General features: G+C 66.5%; 19 protein-coding genes, 1 pseudogene and 1 riboswitch. Of the genes and pseudogenes, 16 read left to right on the top strand and 4 right to left on the bottom strand.

All coding sequences use genetic code 11. The features are described from left to right. The first annotated feature begins 302 nt into the window (after window positions 1–302). The 4 genes and pseudogenes from QNO08_RS08415 to QNO08_RS08430 form a co-directional block, all read left to right on the top strand. Window positions 303–1,541 (top strand): cobalamin-independent methionine synthase II family protein, encoded by a 1,239-nt coding sequence (locus QNO08_RS08415; RefSeq protein ID WP_231712726.1) that lies wholly within the window; start codon window positions 303–305, stop codon window positions 1,539–1,541. Between the two features lie 145 nt (window positions 1,542–1,686). Further along, on the top strand, window positions 1,687–2,913 hold the full coding sequence (locus QNO08_RS08420; protein WP_229965995.1) for an acyl-CoA dehydrogenase family protein: 1,227 nt from the start codon (window positions 1,687–1,689) through the stop codon (window positions 2,911–2,913). Window positions 2,914–2,970: 57 nt separating this feature from the next. Next, window positions 2,971–3,417 (top strand): hypothetical protein, encoded by a 447-nt coding sequence (locus QNO08_RS08425; RefSeq protein WP_229965994.1) that lies wholly within the window; start codon window positions 2,971–2,973, stop codon window positions 3,415–3,417. 113 nt (window positions 3,418–3,530) lie between these two features. Next, a pseudogene (locus QNO08_RS08430) lies at window positions 3,531–3,854 on the top strand (nucleotidyltransferase family protein); the annotation flags it as partial. Window positions 3,855–4,254: 400 nt separating this feature from the next. Here QNO08_RS08430 and QNO08_RS08435 read toward each other — a convergent pair. Continuing rightward, window positions 4,255–4,842 (bottom strand): TetR-type transcription factor C-terminal domain-containing protein, encoded by a 588-nt coding sequence (locus QNO08_RS08435; RefSeq protein WP_229965993.1) that lies wholly within the window; start codon window positions 4,840–4,842, stop codon window positions 4,255–4,257. A gap of 112 nt (window positions 4,843–4,954) precedes the next feature. Beyond that, on the bottom strand, window positions 4,955–5,776 hold the full coding sequence (locus QNO08_RS08440; protein WP_229965992.1) for an SMP-30/gluconolactonase/LRE family protein: 822 nt from the start codon (window positions 5,774–5,776) through the stop codon (window positions 4,955–4,957). A gap of 227 nt (window positions 5,777–6,003) precedes the next feature. Between QNO08_RS08440 and QNO08_RS08445 the strand changes: the two genes are divergently transcribed. The 10 genes from QNO08_RS08445 (at window position 6,004) to QNO08_RS08490 (ending at window position 19,263) form a co-directional block, all read left to right on the top strand. Further along, the gene (locus tag QNO08_RS08445; RefSeq protein ID WP_229965991.1) at window positions 6,004–7,596 is read left to right on the top strand and encodes an ABC-F family ATP-binding cassette domain-containing protein; all 1,593 of its coding nucleotides are present in this window, start codon (window positions 6,004–6,006) and stop codon (window positions 7,594–7,596) included. 50 nt (window positions 7,597–7,646) lie between these two features. After that, window positions 7,647–9,005 carry a TrkH family potassium uptake protein gene (locus tag QNO08_RS08450; RefSeq protein ID WP_229965990.1) on the top strand — a complete coding sequence of 453 codons (1,359 nt, stop codon included), beginning with the start codon at window positions 7,647–7,649 and terminating at the stop codon, window positions 9,003–9,005. Then, on the top strand, window positions 8,998–9,699 hold the full coding sequence (locus tag QNO08_RS08455; protein WP_229965989.1) for a potassium channel family protein: 702 nt from the start codon (window positions 8,998–9,000) through the stop codon (window positions 9,697–9,699). The genes QNO08_RS08450 and QNO08_RS08455 overlap by 8 nt, the downstream gene beginning before the upstream one ends. Window positions 9,700–9,889: 190 nt before the next feature. Beyond that, window positions 9,890–10,007, top strand: a riboswitch (SAM riboswitch). Between the two features lie 236 nt (window positions 10,008–10,243). Further along, window positions 10,244–11,899, top strand: a complete 1,656-nt coding sequence (locus QNO08_RS08460; RefSeq protein WP_229965988.1) for an ABC transporter substrate-binding protein — start codon at window positions 10,244–10,246, stop codon at window positions 11,897–11,899. Next, window positions 11,896–12,936 (top strand): ABC transporter permease, encoded by a 1,041-nt coding sequence (locus tag QNO08_RS08465; RefSeq protein WP_229965987.1) that lies wholly within the window; start codon window positions 11,896–11,898, stop codon window positions 12,934–12,936. Before QNO08_RS08460 ends, QNO08_RS08465 begins: the two co-directional genes overlap by 4 nt. After that, on the top strand, window positions 12,933–13,790 hold the full coding sequence (locus QNO08_RS08470) for an ABC transporter permease (protein ID WP_229965986.1): 858 nt from the start codon (window positions 12,933–12,935) through the stop codon (window positions 13,788–13,790). The genes QNO08_RS08465 and QNO08_RS08470 overlap by 4 nt, the downstream gene beginning before the upstream one ends. Beyond that, on the top strand, window positions 13,787–15,514 hold the full coding sequence (locus tag QNO08_RS08475) for a dipeptide ABC transporter ATP-binding protein (RefSeq protein ID WP_284155577.1): 1,728 nt from the start codon (window positions 13,787–13,789) through the stop codon (window positions 15,512–15,514). The genes QNO08_RS08470 and QNO08_RS08475 overlap by 4 nt, the downstream gene beginning before the upstream one ends. Next, window positions 15,511–16,797: an acyl-CoA dehydrogenase family protein gene (locus QNO08_RS08480; protein ID WP_229965985.1), complete on the top strand. Its 1,287-nt coding sequence runs from the start codon at window positions 15,511–15,513 to the stop codon at window positions 16,795–16,797. Before QNO08_RS08475 ends, QNO08_RS08480 begins: the two co-directional genes overlap by 4 nt. After that, the gene (locus tag QNO08_RS08485) at window positions 16,794–17,858 is read left to right on the top strand and encodes an aldo/keto reductase (RefSeq protein ID WP_229965984.1); all 1,065 of its coding nucleotides are present in this window, start codon (window positions 16,794–16,796) and stop codon (window positions 17,856–17,858) included. Before QNO08_RS08480 ends, QNO08_RS08485 begins: the two co-directional genes overlap by 4 nt. Next, window positions 17,851–19,263 carry an NtaA/DmoA family FMN-dependent monooxygenase gene (locus QNO08_RS08490; RefSeq protein ID WP_229965983.1) on the top strand — a complete coding sequence of 471 codons (1,413 nt, stop codon included), beginning with the start codon at window positions 17,851–17,853 and terminating at the stop codon, window positions 19,261–19,263. The genes QNO08_RS08485 and QNO08_RS08490 overlap by 8 nt, the downstream gene beginning before the upstream one ends. A 9-nt stretch (window positions 19,264–19,272) precedes the next feature. On the opposite strand, the gene QNO08_RS08495 is transcribed toward QNO08_RS08490, so the two are convergent. Both QNO08_RS08495 and QNO08_RS08500 read right to left on the bottom strand, forming a co-directional pair. Further along, entirely contained in the window at window positions 19,273–20,613 is a 1,341-nt protein-coding gene (locus QNO08_RS08495; RefSeq protein WP_229965982.1) for an NtaA/DmoA family FMN-dependent monooxygenase, read from the bottom strand. An 80-nt stretch (window positions 20,614–20,693) separates the two neighbouring features. Further along, a complete protein-coding gene (locus QNO08_RS08500) occupies window positions 20,694–21,083 on the bottom strand; it encodes a MerR family transcriptional regulator (RefSeq protein ID WP_229965981.1) in 390 nt (129 codons plus the stop codon). Window positions 21,084–21,328: 245 nt separating this feature from the next. Here QNO08_RS08500 and QNO08_RS08505 point away from each other — a divergent pair, with 245 nt between their 5' ends. Beyond that, window positions 21,329–21,649: a CYTH domain-containing protein gene (locus QNO08_RS08505; protein WP_331461770.1), complete on the top strand. Its 321-nt coding sequence runs from the start codon at window positions 21,329–21,331 to the stop codon at window positions 21,647–21,649. A 342-nt stretch (window positions 21,650–21,991) separates the two neighbouring features. Continuing rightward, window positions 21,992–22,333, top strand: coding sequence for a hypothetical protein (locus QNO08_RS08510; RefSeq protein ID WP_229965980.1), 342 nt, complete (start codon window positions 21,992–21,994; stop codon window positions 22,331–22,333). Window positions 22,334–22,423 lie beyond the last annotated feature (90 nt).

Consider the following 22,423-nt stretch of genomic DNA (forward strand, 5'->3'; position numbering starts at 1 on the left):
CGGTGGTGGGTTCAGCCCTGCGCCGGTTCACGCGGCGCAGCAATCCGTCTCATTTCGCCGCTCCTGCGTCATGTAACGCGCTGCTGGAGTTTTAGAGCCGACGGCGGCATGCTGGTTTCAGCCCCTCCGCGCGGCACCCGGCGACCGGCCGGAGAGGGGACGCACCCGCGTTGCCAGTGGATGAGCGCCTGATCCACACCATCCAGAGCAGCTGAGAGACCTGCCTCCGCGACGCTGCAGCTTCCCCCGGAAACATTCCCTCCGGAACGGTGCTAATGGCAGGACCGATGGAAGGAATTCCCATGACGCTTGACCGCATTTCCACCAGCCACGCCGGTTCGCTGCCCCGCACCGCGGAACTGATAACCGCCAATGCGGCCCGCACCTTCGCCGAAGACGGTTTCACGCTCGAACGCACCCCAGAGTTTGACGCACTGTTGACCACCGCCGTCGTCGACCTGGTTCAGCGCCAGAAGAACCTCGGCATTACCATCCCGGGCGACGGCGAATACGGCAAAGCGATGTCCAATGCCGTCGACTACGGGGCCTGGTGGACATACAGTTTCCAACGGACTTCAGGTCTGGAACTCACAGATTTCAATCCCATCACTGCAGAGCCCATTCGAAGTGGACCCGGCGACATTCGGCTGACCTCTTTTGCCGACCGGCGGGACTGGACCCAATTTGCCGCTGCCTATTCGGATCCGGAAAGCGGGATTCAGCTCGGCCGGAACGCCACGGCCTTTCCCACAGCCACCGGTCCCATCAGCTACATCGGCCGCGACGCCCTGAACAGCGACATAGCAAACCTCAAGGCCGGCCTCGCGGCCGCGGATCTTCCCACCGGTTTTATCACCTCGTTGTCGCCGGGTTCGGCCAGCCGAATCGGCAATGAGTACTACCGGAGCGAAGAGGAATTCATTTATGCCTGGGCCGACGTCCTCCGCGAGGAATACAAAGCCATCGTGGACGCGGGGCTGATTGTGCAGATCGATGACCCATCCGTCGCCGAAAACTGGGACCAGATTAATCCCGAGCCCAGCGTCGAGGACTACCAGCGGTTTACCCGGATCCGGGTGGATGCACTGAACCATGCCCTGCGGGGGTTGCCGGAAGAGCAGGTGCGCTTCCATGTCTGCTGGGGTTCCTGGCACGGTCCGCACACCACCGACATTGGGTTCGAGCACATCGTGGATCTGGTGCTGGGCATCAACGCCGGCTCCTATTCCTTCGAGGCCGGCAACGTGCGCCACGAGCACGAATGGACCATCTGGCAGGATCGGCAGCTTCCCGACGGCAAGGTCCTGGTTCCGGGCGTGGTCTCCCATGCGACCAACGTGGTGGAGCATCCCGAACTGGTGGCCCAGCGGATTGAGCGCTTCGCCTCCCTGGTGGGCCGGGAAAACGTCATCGCGGGCACCGACTGCGGGCTTGGCGGCCGCCTGCATCCGGACATCGCAGTTGCCAAGCTGGAGTCGCTGGGGCGTGGCGCTGAAATTGCCACGAACCGACTTTTTCACGGAGCGGCCGCCGCACACTAACGAATGCCGCACACTGACGGATGCCGCACCCTGACGGGCGGCGCTGCAGTGGCAGTTTGAAGTCTTCGGACACTATTGACGGACGCTCTTGGGCGCGCCCATACTCGGGTCACTAAGCGATCAGTTACCTACGCAGGGAGCCGTCATGACCACAGAGACCATCCGTTCCGGTTTTGATCCGACGGCAGTGCAGGACGTCGACAGCGACCTGTACCTGCTGGACAACCTGCTCGACGACGAAACAAAGGACGTGCAGGCCAGGGTTCGGGCGTTTGTGGATACCGACCTGCTGCCGGTCATCAACGGGTACTGGGAACGGGCGGAAGTTCCGTTTGAGCTGGTTCCCAAGCTTGCGGCCCTGAACATTGCCGGCGGAACCATCAAGGGGTACGGCTGCCCGGGACTGAGCCGGATGGCGGCCTCCGTGGCGGCGGCGGAACTGGCCCGCGGCGACGGTTCGATCAACACCTTTTTTGGAGTGCACTCCGGCCTGGCGATGGGCAGCATCGACATGCTGGGCAGCGAGGAGCAGAAACAGCGCTGGCTGCCGGCCATGGCCCGGTTCGAGAAAATCGGCGCCTTCGCCCTGACCGAGCCGGAGCACGGGTCCGATTCGGTCTCGCTCGAAACGTCCGCCCGCCGCGAGGGGGACACCTATGTCCTGAACGGGGGCAAGCGGTGGATCGGCAACGCGAGCTTTGCCGACGTCGTCGTTATTTTCGCCCGCGATGAAGCCGACGACGCGGTGAAGGCATTCGTGATGGAAAAGGACGACGACGGCAATCATCCGGCCGGCTACAACGCCGAGGTCATCACCGGCAAGATCGGCAAGCGCGCCGTCCTGCAGCCCAACATCGTCATTGAGGACCTTAGGATTCCGGCCGAGAACCGGCTGGAGAACTGCAACTCCTTCAAAGACGTCAACAAGGTCCTGGCCGCAACCCGCGGGGGAGTGGCGTGGGAGGCCCTGGGGCATGCCGTTGCGGCCTACGAGATTGCCGTCGCTTACGCGAAGACCCGGGTGCAGTTCGGAAAGGAGATCGGCAGGTTCCAGCTGGTGCAGAACAAGCTGGCCAACATGCTGGCCCAGCTTACCGCCATCAAGCTGACCTGCTTCCGCCTCAACGAACTCGCGGACCAGGGCGTCATGACCAGTCCCATGGCGTCGATGGCGAAGATGTTCGCCGCCCGGCAGGGTCGCTGGATCTGTTCAGAGGCCCGCGACATCATGGGCGGCAACGGCCTGCTGCTGGAGAACCATGTTGCCCGGCACCTGACCGACATGGAGGTAGTCTTCAACTACGAGGGCACTGATTCGATGCAGTCGCTGATCCTCGGGCGGCACATTACCGGCTTCTCCGCGTTCGCCTAGCCTGGCGCCCGGAGAGGCATGCCGGGCGCCAGGGGAAGCGGAAACAGGGGGACGGGTTTGGCAGATTGGGATGACGTGCTGGCGGCTGTGGCAGCGGCTCTGTCGGGAGATAAACCTGAAGGGCGGCGGCTGCTGGTGTTGTGCTGGGAGAGTGTTTCTCCGGAAGACCATGCCCAGCGGTGCGTGCTGGCGCATTACCTCGCGGATGTCCAGGACGAGTTGGACGCCGAGGTCGGCTGGGACGAAACGGCACTGCACGAACACGGCTTCCTGGACAACGGGGACCTCAAACCCGTGGGAATTCCGTCGGTGCAAGGCATGCTGCCGTCGCTGCACCTGAATCTCGGTGATGGCTACCTGCGGCGCGGCCAGGGCGGGTTGGCCCGCGAGCATCAGCGGGCCGGAATGGTGCGGTCCAGCCATCTCTCCGACGACGGCTACGGCGCGATGATCCGCTCCGGGCTGGACAACCTTGGACTGCGGATTTCCTCTGCGGGAGCCTGACCGCGGGCATGGCGATGAGCGGCGCTTCCTCAGCGCCGTGCTGCGCAATCCGGTGAATGCGAGCATTCTGGAGCGCGCGCCGCAGCTGGGGATAGCATCCGGATACCTCCTATGCTGCCGAAGATGGCGTTATCCACAGTGCTCACGCGCTCTTCGCCGATCTGGGTGTGCGCGTGGAGATCCGCAACGAAGCCCGGGTGCACCTCTGGTACGGGGAGCATTTCGGTGTGCCGGCCGTTCCCTTCACGCCAACCACTGACGACGACGGCGGGCTGAGGAGCTATGCCCCGCGCGGTTACCGTGACCTGTTTGACCGCCGGATCGTTCCCAATCCGGTCCTGTCGCCCCGCAGGGTGTATGAGGACAAGACCCGCCGCTGGGCGGCCGAATGGCCTGCGCTGGAGGTTGTTCCCTGGCCCGAGGCGCCTCGGCACTGACGGAGGGGGAGCGGACGTTCTGGGAAGCGGAGGTCCGGGGGAGCGGGGAACGGGAAACCAGTGCGGGGCTGGCCAAAGGGGCAAAGGTTCAGTGGCCGCTAGCTCAGCCACATTCCGCCGGCTCCGCTTTGATCCTGCCTTGTCTTGCTGCAGCCGGTCCTTGAATACGACTGCTTCCGCCTCGCCTCCGCCATATGACGAGAAGCAACCCTGACGGGATTTTACGTATCCATTGCTATCCATTCATATAAACTTTTCCGGATATGCTGCCCAAAATGTCAGCGCGAATCACCGAGGTTACGAACCACACCTCAGCAGCTCCCAAAAACATTCACAGACCGGGGGGTCTGACCGGCGCAGGCCCGCCAGCTGCAACGGCCTCAGCCGCTGGATTCCACGGTTAGTCGCCGCTCGGGGTGCCGGCCGCGCCCAGCAGGCGCAGGGCCATGGCGCTGTGGTGCTCGCCGATTTCCGCCGCGCTGAGCCGGCCGCTGCTGCGGTACCAGCGTGCGACGTCGATGCACAGGGAGAGCAGCGTGACCACCGCCATGTTGGCATCGGGCACGTTGAAGACGCCCTGAGCGAGGCCGTCATCGACAATCCGGCGAAATTCGTCCTCCACCTGGTGGCGCATCCGCAGAACGTCAGCCAAATGCTCCTCGCTGAGCGCCGGCAGTTCGAAATTCACCACCCGGGACTTGGTGTGGTTGGCGGCCTGCCACTCCACCAGGCTCCGGACCAGGCCACTCATCTGTTCCGCCGGTCCCTGGTCGGAGTTCGTGCTGGAACGTACCAGTTCGAGCGTCCGTTCGTGGCCGACTTTGGAGATGCAGTAGAGCAGGTCTTCCTTGGACTTGTGATGGACGTAGACCGCTCCGGAGGTCACCCCGGCACCGGAGGCGATGTCCCGCGTCGTCGTGCCGTGGAAGCCTTTGGCCGCAAACGCATCTGTTGCGGAATCCAGCAAGCGCTGGGCGGTGTCGGTCATAGCCATGCTCCATTCGGGCCCGGGAAACGCGCCGTCGCAAACTAAGCGATCAGCAACCAGAGTACAGCTGCCATCGGCCCGTTGAAGGCTGCCCCAAACCGCGGCGCTCACCCTATTTCACGCGCAGTCCCATGACCCGGCCGGTGTGTTCGGCTGCGGGATCCATGACCTCGGGCCACTGTGCCGTCAGCATGAACAGGAGACCGCCGTCGGTGCCGCCGGCGGCGCAGGAGAAGCAGCCCTGCTCCAGCTGGACCGTCTGCAGCACCGCACCGCCCTGCCGGACCCGGACGCAGCGTTCCCCGGGCACCTCGGCAAACCAGATTCCGCCGGTGCCGTCCCAGCAGATCCCGTCCGGTGCGCTGCCCTGCACTCCGGCCCACACTCCGTCCGGGACGAGCGAGCCGTCCTCCCCGATCCGGAAGGACGCAAGGCGCCCCGCGTTGGATTCGGCCACCACAAGCGTGCCGCCGTCTTCCGACACCAGCATGCCGTTGGGGAACGCCAGTCCGGCGGCAACCTGTTCCACCGAGCCGTCCGGCCGGATGACGGCGATGATCCCGTTGTCCTGCGCCTCGCCGGTGTAGTCATAGCCAATGCCGTTGACGTAAATGTTGCCCGAGGGGTGCACGGCTATTTCATTCCACGGATATTCGGAGATGCCGCGCAGATCCGCCAGCGGCACGAGTCCCGCGTTGTGCACCTCCAGCAGGACCGTTGCATCGCTGCCGGAGACCACTGCCATGCGTCCGTCCGGCAGCCAGTCAAAGCTGATGGGAAACGACGGAACGGCAGTCACCCGCCGGACATGGCCGTCGCCGTCGAGAGCTGAGATGGTGCCGGCGGTCCAGTCGGCGAACCACAGTTCGTTTCCATGCCACCGGGCCGATTCCCCCATGCCGAGCCCGGACGCCAGCGTCGTCACTTCCGTCATATCTGCACCTCGTTTGTGAGCGTAACGGTGAACTGTTCGTGCGGCTTTCCAGTATGCAGCGGCGGCCGTGCCGGGAACAGGGCAGGCCGGAGGCGATTTCGCCCGGACCGGCCGGCACGGCGCAGCGGATAAGATGAGTGGCTTGGTCAACGGGAGAACAAACACCGGACGGTCCTTCGACCGCCCGGTACCGTGTGCCAGCTTCCATCCCCGAGAGGACACCCCATATGAGCCTGATCCGGCTGCAGGACGTTAATGTTGGCTTCGACAAGACGCAGATCCTGCGTGAGGCCTTCTTCCGTCTGGAACCAAAGGACCGGGTGGGGTTGATCGGCAAGAACGGTTCGGGCAAGTCCACGCTGCTGAAGCTGATCCTCGAGCAGATTGTTCCGGATTCCGGCACGGTCACCCTGGACCAGGGCCTGAAGATCGGCTACTTCTCCCAGTTCTCCGAGCTGAACGGCGAGTCGACCATCACTGAGGTGCTCGACGCACTGTTCGTCGAGATCAAAGCCACGCAGGCGGAACTGGCGGCCATCGATGAGACGATCGCCGCGGACCCGGAACCCAAGGTGCTGGACAAGCTGATCAACCGGCAGGCCGAGCTGTTCGAGACCATGGACCGGCTGGACGGCTGGGACTACCCGCGCCGGATCGACGCCGCGCTGACCACTCTCGGCTTCAGTGAGGCGCACCGTGTCTGCCCCATCGACGCCCTCTCCGGCGGCTGGCGCAACCGTGCGGCCCTGGCCAAGATCCTGCTCGAGGCCCCGGACGTGCTGCTGCTTGATGAGCCCACCAACTACCTGGACGTGGCCGGCGTTGAGTGGCTGGAAAGCTGGTTCCGCGACTTCCGCGGGGCCGCCGTCGTCGTCTCCCACGACCGGAAGTTCCTGGACGCGGTGGTGACCCGCATCATTGAGGTGGAGAACTACCACCTGCACGAGTACCCCGGCAACTTCGGTGAGTACGTGATCCAGAAGCAGTTCCGGCTCAAGGCGCTGGCGTCCCAGTTTGTGCATGAGTCGGAGCTGCTCGCCTTCGAAGCCGAAGGTATTTCGGACCGGCGCGAGGCCGCCAAGGCCGGCAGCGGTGCCCTGGACGGCAAGCTCGCCAAGATCAAGAAGGCCCGCGCGCCTCGCCCGGTGGACCAGATCATCACCGAGATTTACGGCGGCCTGCATGTGAAGGACAACCTGTGCCGGGTGGAGTCCCTGGAAAAGTCCTACGGCGACAAGACCCTGTTTTCCGGGCTGAGCTTCGAGATTCGGCGCGGCGACCGGCTCGTGGTCCTGGGCTCGAACGGCAGCGGCAAGACCACCCTGCTGCGCGTTCTTACGGGCGAGGAAAAGGCCGACGCCGGCAAGGTCGCCTGGGCGAACGGCGCCCGGATGGTTTCCTACAACCAGGTGCTTGCCGAGCTCGACGACGCCGACACCGTCACCCACGCGGTGAACGCCATGCCGGACAGCCTGGCCCTGACCGCCACGAAGAAATCGGTCAACCGGTTCCTGACCATGTTCCAGTTCTCCGAGGCGGACCTGAAGCAGAAGATCGGCAACCTGTCCGGCGGGCAGAAGGCCCGCGTGGCGATGGCCCAGTGCTTGCTCTCCGGCGCGTCGGTGCTGCTGCTCGATGAGCCCACCAACCACCTGGACCTCTCCAGCACCCAGGTCATGGAGCGGGCACTGCTGCACTTCCCCGGTGCCGTGGTGGTGGTCAGCCACGACCGGTTCTTTACCGACAAGATCGCCAACCGGCACCTCGTGTTCGGAGCCGACGGCGCCGCGCCGGGGGAGATCGACCTCCGCGTCGCCTAAACCGCGGGGCCCGCTGGCGGCGCTGCAGCGGCCCGGCGTACCGTCGGGACGTGGGAAACCGTGCACGCCTGCTGCCGCGCCGCAGGAAACCCCTCCGGCCGGCGCGCTCCGTGTTTCTGGGGTTCCTGGCCGCCGACCTGGCGGGAACGGGTCTGCTCACCCTGCCGGCTGCCAGCACCGAATCCGGCGGAGCCCCGATCATGGTGGCCTTTTTCACCTCCACGTCCTCGCTCTGCGTCACCGGCCTGGGGGTGGTGGAAACTCCGGTCTACTGGACGGGTTTCGGGCAGGCCGTGATGCTGGCGCTGATCCAGCTCGGCGGATTCGGGGTGATGAGCTTCGCATCGGTTGTGGCGCTCACCGTCATGCACAGGCTGTCCCTGCGCAGCAAGGTCACATTCGCCCTCGAAGGCAACAAGCCGGACCTGTCCCATGTGCCGTCGGTCATTGCGGGCGTCGCGAAGATTACCCTCCTGGTGGAAGGGATCGTGGGTCTGATGCTGGCGGCCCGTTTTTGGCTGTCTTACGGCCGAAGTCCGGGGGAGGCCCTGTGGCTGGGGGCCTTCCATGCGGTGTCGGCCTTCAACAATGCCGGCTTTGCCCTGTTCTCCGACAGCCTGGTGCAGTACGCCACCGATCCGGCGGTGAGCCTGCCCATCTGCGCGGCGGTCATCCTTGGCGGCCTCGGATTTCCGGTACTGGTCCAGCTGCGCCGGGACCTGCGCATCCCGCGGCGCTGGTCAATGAACACCCGGCTGGTGCTGGCCGGCAGCGCCGTGCTCCTGCTTGCCGGAACTGTCTTCATCACGGCGCTGGAGTGGGACAACCCGCGCACGCTGGGTCCGCTGGACTGGCCCTCCAAGCTCCTGACCGGGTTCTTCCAGTCCGTGCAGACACGCACCTCGGGGTTCTACAGCGTGGACATCGCCGCCCTGGACGGCGCCACCCTGCTGGTCATGGACGCGCTGATGTTCATCGGCGCCGGACCCGCCGGCACGGGCGGCGGGGTCAAGATCACGACTGCTGCCGTGCTGTTCTTCATTCTCGCCGCGGAGGTCAGGGGCCGGCGGCAGGTGAACGTCCTCGGCAAATCGCTCTCCCCGGCGGTCTACCGCCAGGCCATCGCCGTGCTGGTGCTCTCGGTCCTTCTCGTGGGCACCGCCACCGGCATACTGCTGGTCCTGACCGGGTTTCCCCTGGAATCGGTCCTGTTTGAAGCAGTTTCGGCGTTCGCCACGGTTGGCCTGTCCACCGGCATCACCGCGCACCTTCCGGCGGCGGGCCAGCTGATCCTGATCGTCCTGATGTTCGCCGGCCGGCTCGGCCCACTCCTCTTTGCCTCGGCGCTGGCACTGCGCGACCGGCCGCTGCACTACGAACTTCCGATCGAAAGGCCCATCATTGGCTAGGTTCAGCTTTCTTGGTGCGCGGGATCCGGGACACGCCCGCGCCGACGCAGACGCAGTCGCCGTGCTCGGGCTGGGCCGCTTCGGGGAGTCCGTCGCCCTGGAGCTGATGGCCGAGGGCACCGAGGTTTTGGGCGTGGACAGCAATGGAGAAGTGGTCCAGCGGCTCGACGGCCGCCTCACTTTGGTCGTGACGGCGGACTGCACTGACACTGAAGTGCTCGATCAGCTGTCGGTGTCCGAATTCAACCGTGTGGTGCTGGGCATCACCAGCGACATCGCGGCCAGCGTGCTCACCGCCTCGCAGTTGGTCCGCTCCGGGGTGGCCCAAGTGTGGGCCGCGGCCGCCAGCGAGCAGCACGGACTGATCCTGGACCAGATCGGCGTCCACCACGTGGTTTACCCGGAGCAGGACATGGGCCGGCGGGTCGCTCATCTGGTCCGCGCCAGCCTGCTGGAGTACATCAGGGTGGGCGAAGACTTCGCCGTCGCCGAAACGGTGCCGCACGGCGCCGTCGTCGGCGTTCCCCTCGATCCCGGGCGGGTTCAGGAGATGTACGGCGTCTCGATTATTGCCCGCCGGAGCGCGTCCGGCCCTTGGGAATTCGCCGGCGCCGGCATGGTGCTGACCATCCTGGACCGGATACTGATCGCCGGGCCGCCGGAGCGGACCGACGCCTTCAGCCAGCCAGCCTGACGGCCGCCTAACCGGGCATGCCCGCCCTTCCGAGCACGCCCGCGAGCGCCGGTTGACGACGGATGACGCGTTCGGTGGAGTGTGACGGTTTGGACCGAAATATGACCGAATTAGCGACCTGTGACCGTCGCTTACCCCGGATAACGTCATCTGCCCGCCGGTAGCCGGCGTCCTCTAGCATGTAGTCAGCAATCAAGAGTTCCAGCCATCGGCCCTGGCCGGCTGGGCAGCAACCCTCTCGTCGTAGCGGGGTGCTCCAGGTGATGATTCGGCCGGCGGGCAGACGCCCGGCCCGGCAAGTACGGCGTCCGTGCTGCTCCGGCGGCACCCCGCGGCGCCATGATCGCAGAGGCAGCCCCGATGAATCGATGTCCCCGCCCCACCGGCTAGACCCTTTCCCGCGCCAGGCCTCGGCCTCCCCGCCGGGCATCCTCCTGCCCGGCTGACTTCCTGCTCCCCGCTGGGCATCCTCCTGCCCGGCCGGCGCTTGCCCGCACCCCCTGTCACTGCATCTGCTCCAGCCCTTCCGAGAGAAAGCAGCACCATGAACCTGTCCAGGAAACTCACCGGGAAGCGTCCGGTGTCCGCTCCCGCCGCGTCTCTGCTGATCCTGTCCCTTATCACCGCCGTCCTCGCTTCCGGCTGCAGCACGCAGCCGGGCAGCGCCTCCGATTCCACCGATCGGCGCGGCGGCGAGCTGGTGTACCTGGATGCCGAACTGTCCTCCAACACGCAGCTCCAGAGCAGCGGCACCTGGCAGGACAGCGCCTACATCCAGAACATCACCGATCGGTTGATCTACCGCGACCCCGAGACACTGGAACTGAAGCCGTGGATCGCGGAGGAGTGGACGGTCAGCGACGACGGCCTGACCTACACCTTCCTTATCCGGGAGGGCGCCAGCTTCAGCAACGGCCAGGTGCTGGACGCTTCAGCGGTTCAACGGAACCTGGAGTGGCAGGCCAACGGCGACAGCGCCAAGGGCATCCCCGCGAACAACTGGTTCCCGAAGGTCTCGGCGGTAACGGCCGACGACGCCGCCCGGACCGTAACGGTGCAGCTCACCACCCCGCACGCCCCCTTTCTGAATGTGCTCTCCTTCTGGCGCACCAGCCTGGTCGCCGATGAAACCATCAACGCACCGATCGAGGCGCAGTCACAGCTCACCGGCATCATCGGCAGCGGCCCGTTCACCGTGGAATCCGAAAAGTACGGAGAGGAAATCGTCCTCACCCGCCGGGAAGGATATGCGTGGGCGCCGCCCGGCCTGGAAAACCAGGGCGAGGCCTACCTGGATCGGATCACCATCATTCCGGTCACCGAGGACAGTGTCCGGCTGGGCTCGCTGCGCGCCGGCGAGGCCGACCTGATCCGCTACGTTCAACCCAGTGAAGAGCAGACCCTGACCGCGGCCGGTTTGGAAGTGATCAGCGCCCGGGGGGTTGGCAACGCCAACGTCTGGGACCTGCGGCAGTCCGCGCCGTTCCTGGATGACATCCGGGTGCGGCAGGCACTGCAGCACGGCATCAACCGGGAGCAGATCATCTCCGATCTCTACACGGAGAACTGGAACGCTGCCACCAGCATCCTCACCCCGGGATCCCTCGGGTACAAGGACGAATCGGAGAAGCTGGCCTTTGATCCGGAAAAGTCCGGCCAGCTGCTCGACGACGCCGGGTGGACCGGCAGGGACGCCGACGGGTTCCGTACCCGCGACGGCGAGCAGCTGCACATCCTGACCTACGTGGACGTTTTCGACAGCACGTCCAAGCCCCTTTTCCAGCTGATCCAGTGGCAGCTCAAACAACTGGGCGTAAACCTGGAAATCAAGGAGACGGACTACGCCAACTACTCCACGGTGCTGGCGGACCCCGCGGTGGGCGCACGGCGCAACGGATGGCCGGAAGCTGACCCGATCCGGCTCACCGTGAACTACTCCAGCGACCACCTGAATGCCTTCAACCTCCAGCAGCCCGACCCGGTCCTGGACGCCCTGCTCGCCGAGCAGCTGACGGCTGCCGACACCACGGCCCGCACCGAAATCCTCGGCCGGATCCAGGACCACATCATCGAGTCCGCCTACGCACTGCCCATCCTGGACGACTCCCAGATCTTCGCCCTGCAGCCCACCCTCCACGGACTGACCTTCGGTGCCGAGGCACGCCCGTCCTTCTACGAAACCTGGACGGAAACCAAGTGAGCAACCCGTCCGGCACCGGTGTCACCGCCGTCATCGCCGCGCGCATCGGGCAGTCCCTCCTGGTCATCGCCCTGACCTACGTGTTCGTCTACTTCATTCTGTTTGCCCTGCCCGGCGACCCCATCGGCAGCCGCATCAACAACCCGCTGAACCCCATCCCGGAAGAGCAGGCGGCAGCCATTACCGCTTACTACAACCTGGACCGGAACGCCCTGGAACAGTTCTGGATCTCGGTGACCCGCCTGTTTCAGGGCGACCTGGGATTCTCGCTGGCCACCGGCCGCCCGGTCGCCGACCTGATCAGCCAGGGACTGGGAGAAACCGTGGCGCTGGCCGCCGTCGCCCTGGTTCTGGCCCTGGCCCTGTCCCTGGTGATTGCGGCCGCCGCCGTGCTGGCGCCGTGGAAAATGGTCCGCCGGCTGGCCGGTGCCTTCCCGGTGCTCTCCCTGTCCACCCCCAGCTTCCTGGCCGGTCTGCTGCTGCTGCAGGTTTTCGCCTACCAGCTCGGCTGGTTCTCCTCCATCCGCGACGAGGGCGCCAAATCGCTGCTCCTGCCGGCCGTCACGCTGGCCTTCGGCGTCAGCGCACCGATCACCCAGGTGCTCATCCGCGGCCTGCGCAAGGCCTACAACGAACCGTTCATCACGGTCCTGCGCGCCAAGGGCGTGCCCGAGGGCCGGATCTTCACCGGCCACGTGCTGCGCAACGCCTCGATCCCGGCACTGACCCTGTTCGGGCTGACGGTCGGGGAACTGCTGGCCGGGTCGGTCATCGCCGAGGCCGTCTTCAACCGTTCCGGGCTGGGCTTCATGACCGAACAGGCGGTCCGTGCCCAGGACGGGCCGGTGGTTCAGGCGGTGGTCATGCTGGTGGCCGTTGTCTTCACCACCATCAACCTGCTGACCGACCTCCTGTATCCCGCCATTGATCCGCGGATGGCCCGGCAACGGAACAACCGCCGATCCGCCATCCGACCGGTTACCAACAGTCCGTCCACCCCTCGACCGTCGACTGCACCGGAGGCCCTGGCCCGATGACCACAACAACACTTTCCAAAACCGCCGCGTCCCCGCTCACCGCCAAAGCCCGCACGGCGGCGCCGGCCGACTGGCTGGCTCTGGGCTTCCTGTTCCTGCTGCTGGCCGCTATAGCAGCGCCGGGACTGCTCACCCGGTTCGATCCGCTCGAAGCCTCCCCGGGAAACACCCTGCTGGCACCCACGGCGGCCCACCCCTTCGGCACCGACTATCTCGGGCGGGACCTGCTGGCCCGGGTCATCCACGGCGCAGGCCAAACCATCGGCGCGTCCCTGGTCGCCGTAGCCATCGGACTGGGTGCCGGCTCGGTGCTGGGGCTGGTGGCGGCGTACTTCGGGTCCTGGGTCGACGCGGTGGTCAGCCGGATCGTGGACGTATTGCTCTCCATTCCCGGGCTGCTGCTCTCCATGATGGTGGTGGTGGCCCTGGGCTTCGGCACCCTCAACGCCGCGATCGCCGTCGGCATTGCCTCCGTGGCCACCTTCACGCGCCTGATGCGCTCCGAAGTGCTGACCGTGCGGAACCTGACCTTCGTGGAGGCCGCACAGCATATCGGTGCCCGGCCCGCGACCGTCCTGTTCCGGCATGTGCTGCCCAACTCCTACACCGCGGTGCTCTCCATGACGGCCCTGCAGTTCGGCTCGGCCATCCTGTGGATCGCCGCGCTCAGCTTCCTGGGCTACGGCACCCCGCCGCCGCATCCGGAATGGGGGCTGCTGGTGTCCGAAGGCCGCGAATACATCGTGTCCTCGCCGTGGCTGACACTCCTGCCCGGCCTCGTCATCGTCCTGACCGTGCTTTCCATCAGCCGCGTCAGCGCCCTGTTCCGCGACACACGGGAGGTATCCGAATGAGCACCGCAGACCAGATCACCGCAAACCCGGTCGCAACCCGAACGGCCACAGCTCCGGCGCTGGAAGTCCGCGGCCTGAGCGTCGCCTACGGGAACGGTCCTCTCGCCGCCGACGTCGTTCACGGCGCGGACCTGCGCCTGGAGCGCGGCCAAACCCTGTCCCTGGTGGGCCAGTCGGGATCCGGGAAAAGCACCCTCGCGCTGGCCGCCAGCGGGTTGCTGCCCGCCAACGGCAGGATTACCGCCGGCAGCGTGCGGGTGGGCGGAGAGGACGTCACCGCTTTCCGCCGGCGGGACTGGCGGCGGCTGCGCGGCACCGGAGTGGGCTACATTCCGCAGGATCCGCTCAGCTCCCTGGACCCGCTGCAGACCATCGGCGCCCAGCTGGGGCAGGCGCTGCGGCTGCACACCGGCACCGCCGCCGGCGGCATTACTGCCGCGACCATCGCCCTGCTCGGCAAGGTCGGGATCCGGGAGCCGGAACAGCGGATCCGTTCCTATCCGCACGAGCTCTCCGGCGGGCAGCTGCAGCGCGTGCTCATCGCCATCGCGATCGCCGGACGGCCGCAACTGCTGATCGCCGATGAGCCCACCTCCGCCTTGGACGTCACCGTGCAGAAGAGAATCCTGGACCTGCTCGGCGAGCTGCAGGCCGGTTTGGGCCTGGCCATCCTCTTCATCACTCACGATCTGGCGCTGGCCGGGGACCGCAGCGACGCACTGGCCGTGCTCAACCACGGTCGGATCGTGGAGTCCGGTCCCGCGGAACAGATTCTGGCGGCTCCGTCGGATTCCTATACCCAGGCCCTGTTCGCCGACGCCCCTGCGCTCAGCCCGCAGAAGTACCGCACCCGGCTTGCTGCCGCCGCGGCCCGGCAGCGGGACACAGCCGTCGTCGTTTCCGGTTTGGTCAAGCGGTACGGGCACGACGACGGCGTGCCGGCCGCCGTGGACGGCGTCAGTTTCGCGGTCCGCACCGGTTCCACGCACGCCCTGGTCGGGGAATCCGGGTCGGGCAAGACCACCGTGGCCCGCGTCCTGGCGGGGCTGGAGAGCTTCAGCGGCGGATCCGTGTCGGTGGGCGGACGGCAACTGGAGCCGGAACCCGGGCCGGTGAACCCCGCGGCCCGGCAGCTGCAGCTGGTCTATCAGAACCCGCTGGCGGCGCTGGACCCCAAGTTCAGCATCCGCCAGAGCATCGAAGAACCACTGCGCCTGCACCGGGGGACGGGCGGCGCCGTCACCGGCGCCGCCCGGGCCGGTCGGGTGGCGCAGGTGCTGGACCGGGTGGGGCTGCCGCTCTCGCTGTTGGAGCGCAGGCCGCGCGAAATCTCCGGCGGCCAGCGCCAGCGCGTTGCCATTGCCCGAGCGCTGATCCTCACCCCGGACATCCTGGTCCTGGATGAGCCCACCTCGGCCCTGGACGTCACCGTGCAGGCCCGCATCATCGACCTGCTGTTCCATCTGCGGGAAGAGGCCGGGCTGACCTACCTGTTCATTTCGCATGACCTTAGCCTGGTGCGGCAGATCGCCGACGAAGTTTCGGTGCTCCGGCGCGGTCAGCTGGTGGACGCCGGAACCGTGGACCACATCTTTGCCAACAGCACCAACAGCTACACGCGCCGCCTCATCAATTCGATTCCCGGGCGGGACACAGCACGCGTTCCCTCCGCCGGACCGATCCCGTCTGCCGAAAGTACCCTCGCTGAAAGGACCTCCGCATGACTCTGATCATTCCCAGTGCCGGCGCAGCCGCCGCTTCCTGCCCAAACGTCCCGGCCTTCACCTCGGCCTTCGCAGACATTCGGGCTCGGGCGCGGGCCGAAGCAGTTGCCCGCGAGCGCGACCATTCGCTACCGTTCGGCACCGTTGAGGAGCTGCAGCGCATCGGCTTCGGGTCCCGCCGCCTGACGGCTGACAGACGGATTCCGCTCACCGAGCTCTTCGGCAACGTGATCGACCTGGCCGCTGCCGACTCGAACATCGCGCACCTCTTCCGCGGCCACATTGCCTTCATTGAAACGCTGTTGTTCAACGGCGACGGCGCCGCCCAGGCACGGTGGGCGGCCCGGCTGAAGGGCGGGGGACTGGTCGGCAACGCACAGTCCGAACAGCGGGAGACCACCGACATCGCCACCGCGCTGACCCGCACCCCTGACGGCGCCCTGCTCAACGGACGCAAGTTCTACACGACCGGCAGCATCTACGCGGATTGGATCCATGTCTCAGCCCTCGACGGCGAGGACTATGTGGGTGCCACCGTCGACGCCCGGGACCCGGGCGTGGCGGTGGTGGACGATTGGGACGGTTTCGGCCAGCAGCTCACCGGCAGCGGCACCACCACATTCACCAACGTTCCGGTGGCACCCGCCGACATTGAGGTCTTCAGCCCCCACGGCCAGCGGTTCCAATACATCACCGGCATCTACCAGCTGTGTCTGCTGGCCACCGTGGCCGGCATCGCGGAAGCGGCCCTGGCCGACACCCTCGACTTTGTCCGGCCGCGCCGGCGGATCTTTGCGCAGGCCGGAGAGCATCTGCCGCGGGAAAGCGAACTGGTGCAGGCCAGCGTTGGCCGCCTGTCCGCCGTCGCCCACACGGCCCGCGCGGCAGTGCTGGCCAACGCGGAGGAGCTTGATGCCGCCCTGGCCGCCCGGTGGCGCGGCGAGGAAGCTGCTGACGCGTTTCTCAGCGCCCAGCTCGGCGTCTTCAAGACCCAGCAGACACTCCTGCCGCTGGTGCTGGAAGCGGTCAGCGAACTGTTCGAGGTCGGGGGAGCCTCGGCGGTAAGCACCCGGCGGGGCCTGGACCGGCACTGGCGCAATGCCCGCACCATCGCCTCCCACAACCCGGCAGCCGAGCGGGCGCGGCAACTGGGCGACTACCACCTCAACGGCCGGCTCCCCGCTTGGCGGCGTCTACCCGCTGACCCCGGTGCTGCGGTCCCCGGTCCTGCGGGACCGGCCACGGCTGCAGCCGCCGGCAGCACTGCGGGGGAGACCCGATGACGGCGCGGCGGATCACGCTCGGCGACGGGCTGGTCACCTCCGAACAGGGACTGGGCGGCATGGTCTTCAGCAGCGTGTACGGGCAGGCGGACAAACGGGAATCCCTGCTGACCATCAACACTGCCATCGACGCGGGCATCACGTTGCTCGACACCGCGGACATCTACGGAAGCGGCGGCAACGAAGAGCTGTTCGCCGGCATCCTGAAGACCCGCCGCGATGAGGTGCAGATCGCCACGAAATTCGGGATCCTCTCCGATCCCGGGCCCGGCGGGCCGAAGGCGCAGGGCGACCCTGCCTACGTCCGCACCTCGCTGGAAGCGAGCCTGCGGCGGCTGGGAACCGACGCCGTCGACCTCTACTACTACCACCGGGTGGATCCGCGCGTGCCCATCGAGGAAACCACCGGAGCCCTCGCCGAGCTGGTCCGCGAGGGCAAGATCCGGCACATCGGACTGTCCGAGGTCACCGCCGGAGAGCTGGTGCGGGCCGCTGCGGTGCATCCCATCGCGGCGGTGCAAAGCGAATGGTCCGTGTTCAGCCGGGACGTGGAGGACAGGCTGCTTCCGGCCGCCGCCGGACTCGGCGTCGGCTTCGTGGCGTATTCGCCACTGGGCCGCGGGTTCCTCACCGGCGCCGTGGGCAGTGCCGGCGACCTCCCCGACGGCGATCTGCGGCGGCGCTTTCCACGCTTCGGTCCGCTCGAACTCTCACGGAACGTGCCGTTGCTGGAGGTCATCAACCGGACGGCGGCTGCTGAAGGCATTACCGCGGCGCAGCTGGTCCTGGCCTGGGTCCACCATTCCGGGCGGCGCCTCGGCCTGGCCGCAGTTCCCATTCCGGGCACCCGCCGGGCCGGAAGGATCCTCGAGAACCTGTCCGCCGCCGCACTGGACCTGTCACCGGCCGCGGTAGCGGCGCTGGACGGCCTGTCCGCCCGGGTGGCCGGGGACCGGGCTGCCGATCCGCTCTACATCTCCCGGGGCCGGGAACTGCTGGAACCGGAACTGAACGCTGCAACCGTCAATGCTGGAACCGTCGAGGAGGCTTCCCGTGCGTGAACCGAAAAAACTGACCGTCAACCTGTTCGAGATGGCCTGCGTCAGCCACATCACGCACGGCCTGTGGGTGCTCGAGGACAACAACCGGCACCGCACGGCGGACATCGATTACTGGACCGAGGTGGCGCAGGTGAGCGAGGAGGCGGGATTCGACGCGATCTTCCTGGCCGACGTCGTCGGCGCCTACGATGTGTTCCGCGGCGGCCCGGCGACGGCGCTGCGCGAGGGGCTGCAGATCCCGAACCTGGATCCGCTGACGCTGATTCCGGCCATGGCCGCCGTCACCCGCCATGTGGGGTTCGGCGCCACCTTTTCCACCAGCTACGAGCCGCCCTTCGCCTTCGCCCGGCGGATGAGCACGCTGGACCATCTCACCCGCGGACGGGTGGGCTGGAACATCGTCACCTCCTATCTGCCCAATGCTGCCCGCAACTTCGGTCTGGCCGAGGAGATTCCGCATGACCGGCGGTACGAGATCGCCGACGAGTACCTGGACGTGCTCTACAAGCTCTGGGAGGGGTCATGGGACGACGGCGCGGTGCTGGCTGACCGCAGTACTCGGGTCTATTCCGATCCGGACCGGGTCCGCTACATCAACCACCGCGGTGAGAACTTTTCAGTGGCCGGACCGCACCTGACCGCCCCGTCGCTGCAGCGCACGCCGGTGCTGTTCCAGGCCACCGGCTCGCCGGCCGGCATTTCCTTCGCCGGCAAGCATGCCGAGGTGGTCTTTACCGGAGGCCGCACGGCCGCTGGGTTCCGGGCCAACGCCGCCGCCATGGACACTGCTGCCGCCGGGCACGGCAGGGGATCCGGGTCGCTCCGGTACATCGTGCAGGCCGGAGTGGTGGTGGGCCGGACAGATCGCGAGGTGGCGAAGAAGCTGCAGGCCTACCGGGCCCATTCCAGTGTGGACGGCATCCTGGCCCACGGCGGTTATGCGATCGATCCGGCCGCGTATCCGCCCGAGACCCCGGTCGCCGAGATTCTGCGGCGGGAGGGCAAGCAGGACACTCCGCTGGCCCGCACCCTGGCACCGGGAGCCACCGCCGGTGAGCTGCTGAAGAACGTGAGCAGCTCACGGGAAGGCAGGTACTTTGTGGCCGGCACCCCCGGCGTGGTGGCGGACGAAATTGAACGCTGGCTCGACGGGGACGGCATCGACGGCATCAACCTGCGCCAGTACCACTCCTTCGGCACGGCACGGGACTTCGGTGAGCTGGTGGTGCCCGAACTGCGGCGCCGCGGCCGGCTGCGGGAAGGCTATACGGCGGGGGAGACCCTGCGGGAGCGGATCTTCGGCCCCGGCCGTGCCCGTCTGCCGCAGGAACACTTTGGCGCCCGGTACCGCGGCGGCCGGAATTTGGGCAGCAACGACGTCGACGACATTCTTGCCGTCTCCTAACCGGAAGAGTTACTGGACTCTGCTGTCGAGCCCGTACTGATCCGGCACTCCGAGGTGGTCCCGGAGAGTGCTTCCTTCGTAGTCGGCGGCCATGAGGCCGCGTTCCTGAAGAATCGGTACGACCTCGTCTACGAAGGTGTCGACGCCGTCCTCGTAGACATCGACGGATACCCAGAATCCGTCCACTGCTTCTGCCTCGAACCATTCCTGCATGTGGTCCGCGGTGACGGTTGCATCGCCGACCGGGGTGGGGTGGTAGTCGATGATGCCGTGGGCCAGGATGTCGCGAATGGTCCAGCCTTCGCGGGCGACCTCGAGGGCCCGGAGGGAACGCGGATCGAACGGACTTGCCTGTGCCGCTGCCAGTTGGTGCGGGGTCAGGGGCTGATCCAGCTGGCTGGGTTCCAGGTTCAGTCCGAGCATTGACCCGAGGTAGGGAACCCGTTGCGGGAAGATCCGTTCGCCGAGCATGAGCCGCCGGTCCAGTGCTGCGCGCTTGGTGGCGCCGATGGCCGGCATGAGGCCGGCGAAATACTTGATTTCGTCCGGGTTGCGTCCTGACCGGCGGGCCGCATCGCGGGCTGCCTCACGTTGGGCGCGTGCGTCCTCGATGGTGAAGGCCGCGCCGATGACTCCGCTGGCGTACCGCCCGGCCAGTCCCAGCCCGTACTCGCCCCCACCTGCAGAGAAGATGACGGGTTGTCCCTGCTCGGACGGCGGAATGGGCAGCGGGCCGCGTGAGGAGACGATCCCGCCCCGGAGGTCGACGGGACGGATTTTCGAGGCATCAGCGAAACGTCCGGTTTCCTTGTTCCTGGTCCAGGCGTCTTTCTCCCAGCTTCCCCACAGCGCCTGGGCGATCTGGATCGTCTCGTGTGCACGCTGGTAGCGCTCCGGGCGCGGAGCAATTTCCTGGCCGAAGTTCGCAGCAGCCGAGGGGTCGCTGGTGGTTACGGCATTCCAGCCGGCGCGGCCGTGGCTCAGGACGTCAAGTGCCTTGAACTGCCGGGCGATGTTGTAGGGCTCGTTGAAGGTCGTGGATCCGGTGGCAACGAGGCCGATGCGTTCGGTTCCCCGGGCGATGGCCGCCAGGGCCATCATCGGGTCCAGGGTCATCTGCGGGGCGTCGTGGTTCACGTCGCTGGTCAGGGCGGGGGTGTCTGGGAGGAACAGGAAAGCGACTTTCCCTCGTTCAGCAGCCTGCGCGTACCGGACCAGCGCGTCGTAGCTCGTGTAGTTGGACGGATCAACGCCGGGCATCCGCCAGGCGGAGGGCTGGGAACCGTAGCCGTTGTTGAGGTGCATGCCAAGAATCATTGCGCGCTGGCTCTTGAGCGTTCTTTTAGTCATGCACTAATGGTGCAACCTTGCCATTAGTGTCAAGGTCAAATCGGGAAGGTGGTGACTGGTCCGTGTGCCAGCGAGGGGACCTAGCTCGCGGCGGACTCCTGCGACGCTGCCGCGGCGCGGTCCAGGGCCTCAACGTAGCGGGTGATCGCGTCCCGGTTCTGGATCAGGAAGTCAATCTTCACGCTCATCCGGTCCCGCTCCACCAGTAGGAGCTCTTTCAGCTCCGGGTCCGGGTCATCCACGACAATGCTCTGCGGCTTGTCCAGGCACGGCAGAATATCGGCAACAATGCGGGTCGGGATTCCCGAGTCCACCAGCCCGCGGATCTTCTGCACCCTGTCCACGAGGTAGTCGTCGTAGACGCGGTATCCGTTCTGCAGGCGCTGGGGGCTGATCAGGCCCTGTTCCTCGTAATACCGCAGCATCCGGGCAGGTACCCCGGTCTTTCGTGCCAGTTCACCGATGCGCATGGCTTCCGTTCCGTTTCCGACTGAACCTTCACAGGAATGACAAAGTTGAGACTATACCCAGCCGTTCCGTCACCAGAACACGGCCCGTGGCGGACTGGCAAAGCTCTAGCCAAAAGTCTCCCGGCCTTCTGGAAAACCGGCGCAGCCACTGCCCTGTGCCGACCCTGTGACCTCGCAGAGGTCCGTCATAGCAACGAGCGGGAGGATGAGTGCGCGCCCCCAGTCAAACGCTCGGAGAATAGAAGATGAATATCCTGATCCTTGTTGCGGCGGACCTCGCCGCAATTTTTATGCTGACTTTCGGCCGGGCCACCATCGATTCCGACGTCACCTGGAGCCTGCCCGGCCACCCCGGCTCGACACTGGACCGGAAAGTGGTGGTGGAAACCAAGTCGGGATCCGCCGCCGGGGCCCTGGACCGGCACCTGTGGGCCCACGGCGTGCGCCCCTCACGCATTTCCAAGTTCGCCACCGGCCTCGCCGCCCTTTGCCCGGGCCTGCCGTCCAACCGCTGGCACCGGACTCTGATGCGCGACCTCACGCTGCGCCCGGCCTCCGCCGGGTAAAAAGTGCCGACTCTTCCCACCGGATTCACAATTAAGGGCTCTCCAATGTTCTTGACACCACACCGAACGGCAGGCCCTGCCGTTCGCGCTGGCCGCGCACCGCACTGACTGCTGCCGGGTTGGCGGTCGCTCTGGCCATTGGCGGCTGTTCAACGGCCGGTACCGGCACAGGGACCGGCCAGAACTCCGAGGCAACGGCATTTTTCGATGACGGCACAGTGCATGAGATCAGCGTGCAGTTCAGCGACGAGGACTACCGGGCGATGCTTGCCGTAGTCGGAGTCGGGCGACAAGGACTGGATCTCCGCAACCGTCACCATCGACGGCAGCACGCTGGAAAATGTGGAACTGAGACTCAAGGGCAATTCCAGCCTGCAGGCCCTGTCCGGCAAGGGCGGCGGACCGCAGGGTGCGGGAGCGGCCGCAGCCAAAGAGGCGACCGCATCGGCCCATGCAACTGCACCCGCCGACGCGACCGCTCCCGGTTCCAGCGGCGACGGCGCAGGGACGGCCGAATCTCCCGAGACCCTTCCCCGGCTGATCCGAACCAACAAGTTTGTTCAGGGGCAGCTGTACCAGGGCCGCACGGACCTGGTGATCCGCGGCAACGACACCGAGGAGTACATGGACGTCTTCGAACAAAAGACCGGCGCTGAGAAGCGGCGGACATTGCCAAGTTCCTGACAGCCGAAGCTTCTTAGCATCCCCAAATGCCCAATGGCCCCGGAAGATCCGGGGCCATTGGTCATTGCTGGTGCGCCGCCACCAGCTGCG

Origin of the sequence: Arthrobacter sp. zg-Y820 (assembly GCF_030142155.1) — a bacterium.
In the GTDB taxonomy this organism is placed as follows: Bacteria; Actinomycetota; Actinomycetes; order Actinomycetales; family Micrococcaceae; genus Arthrobacter_B.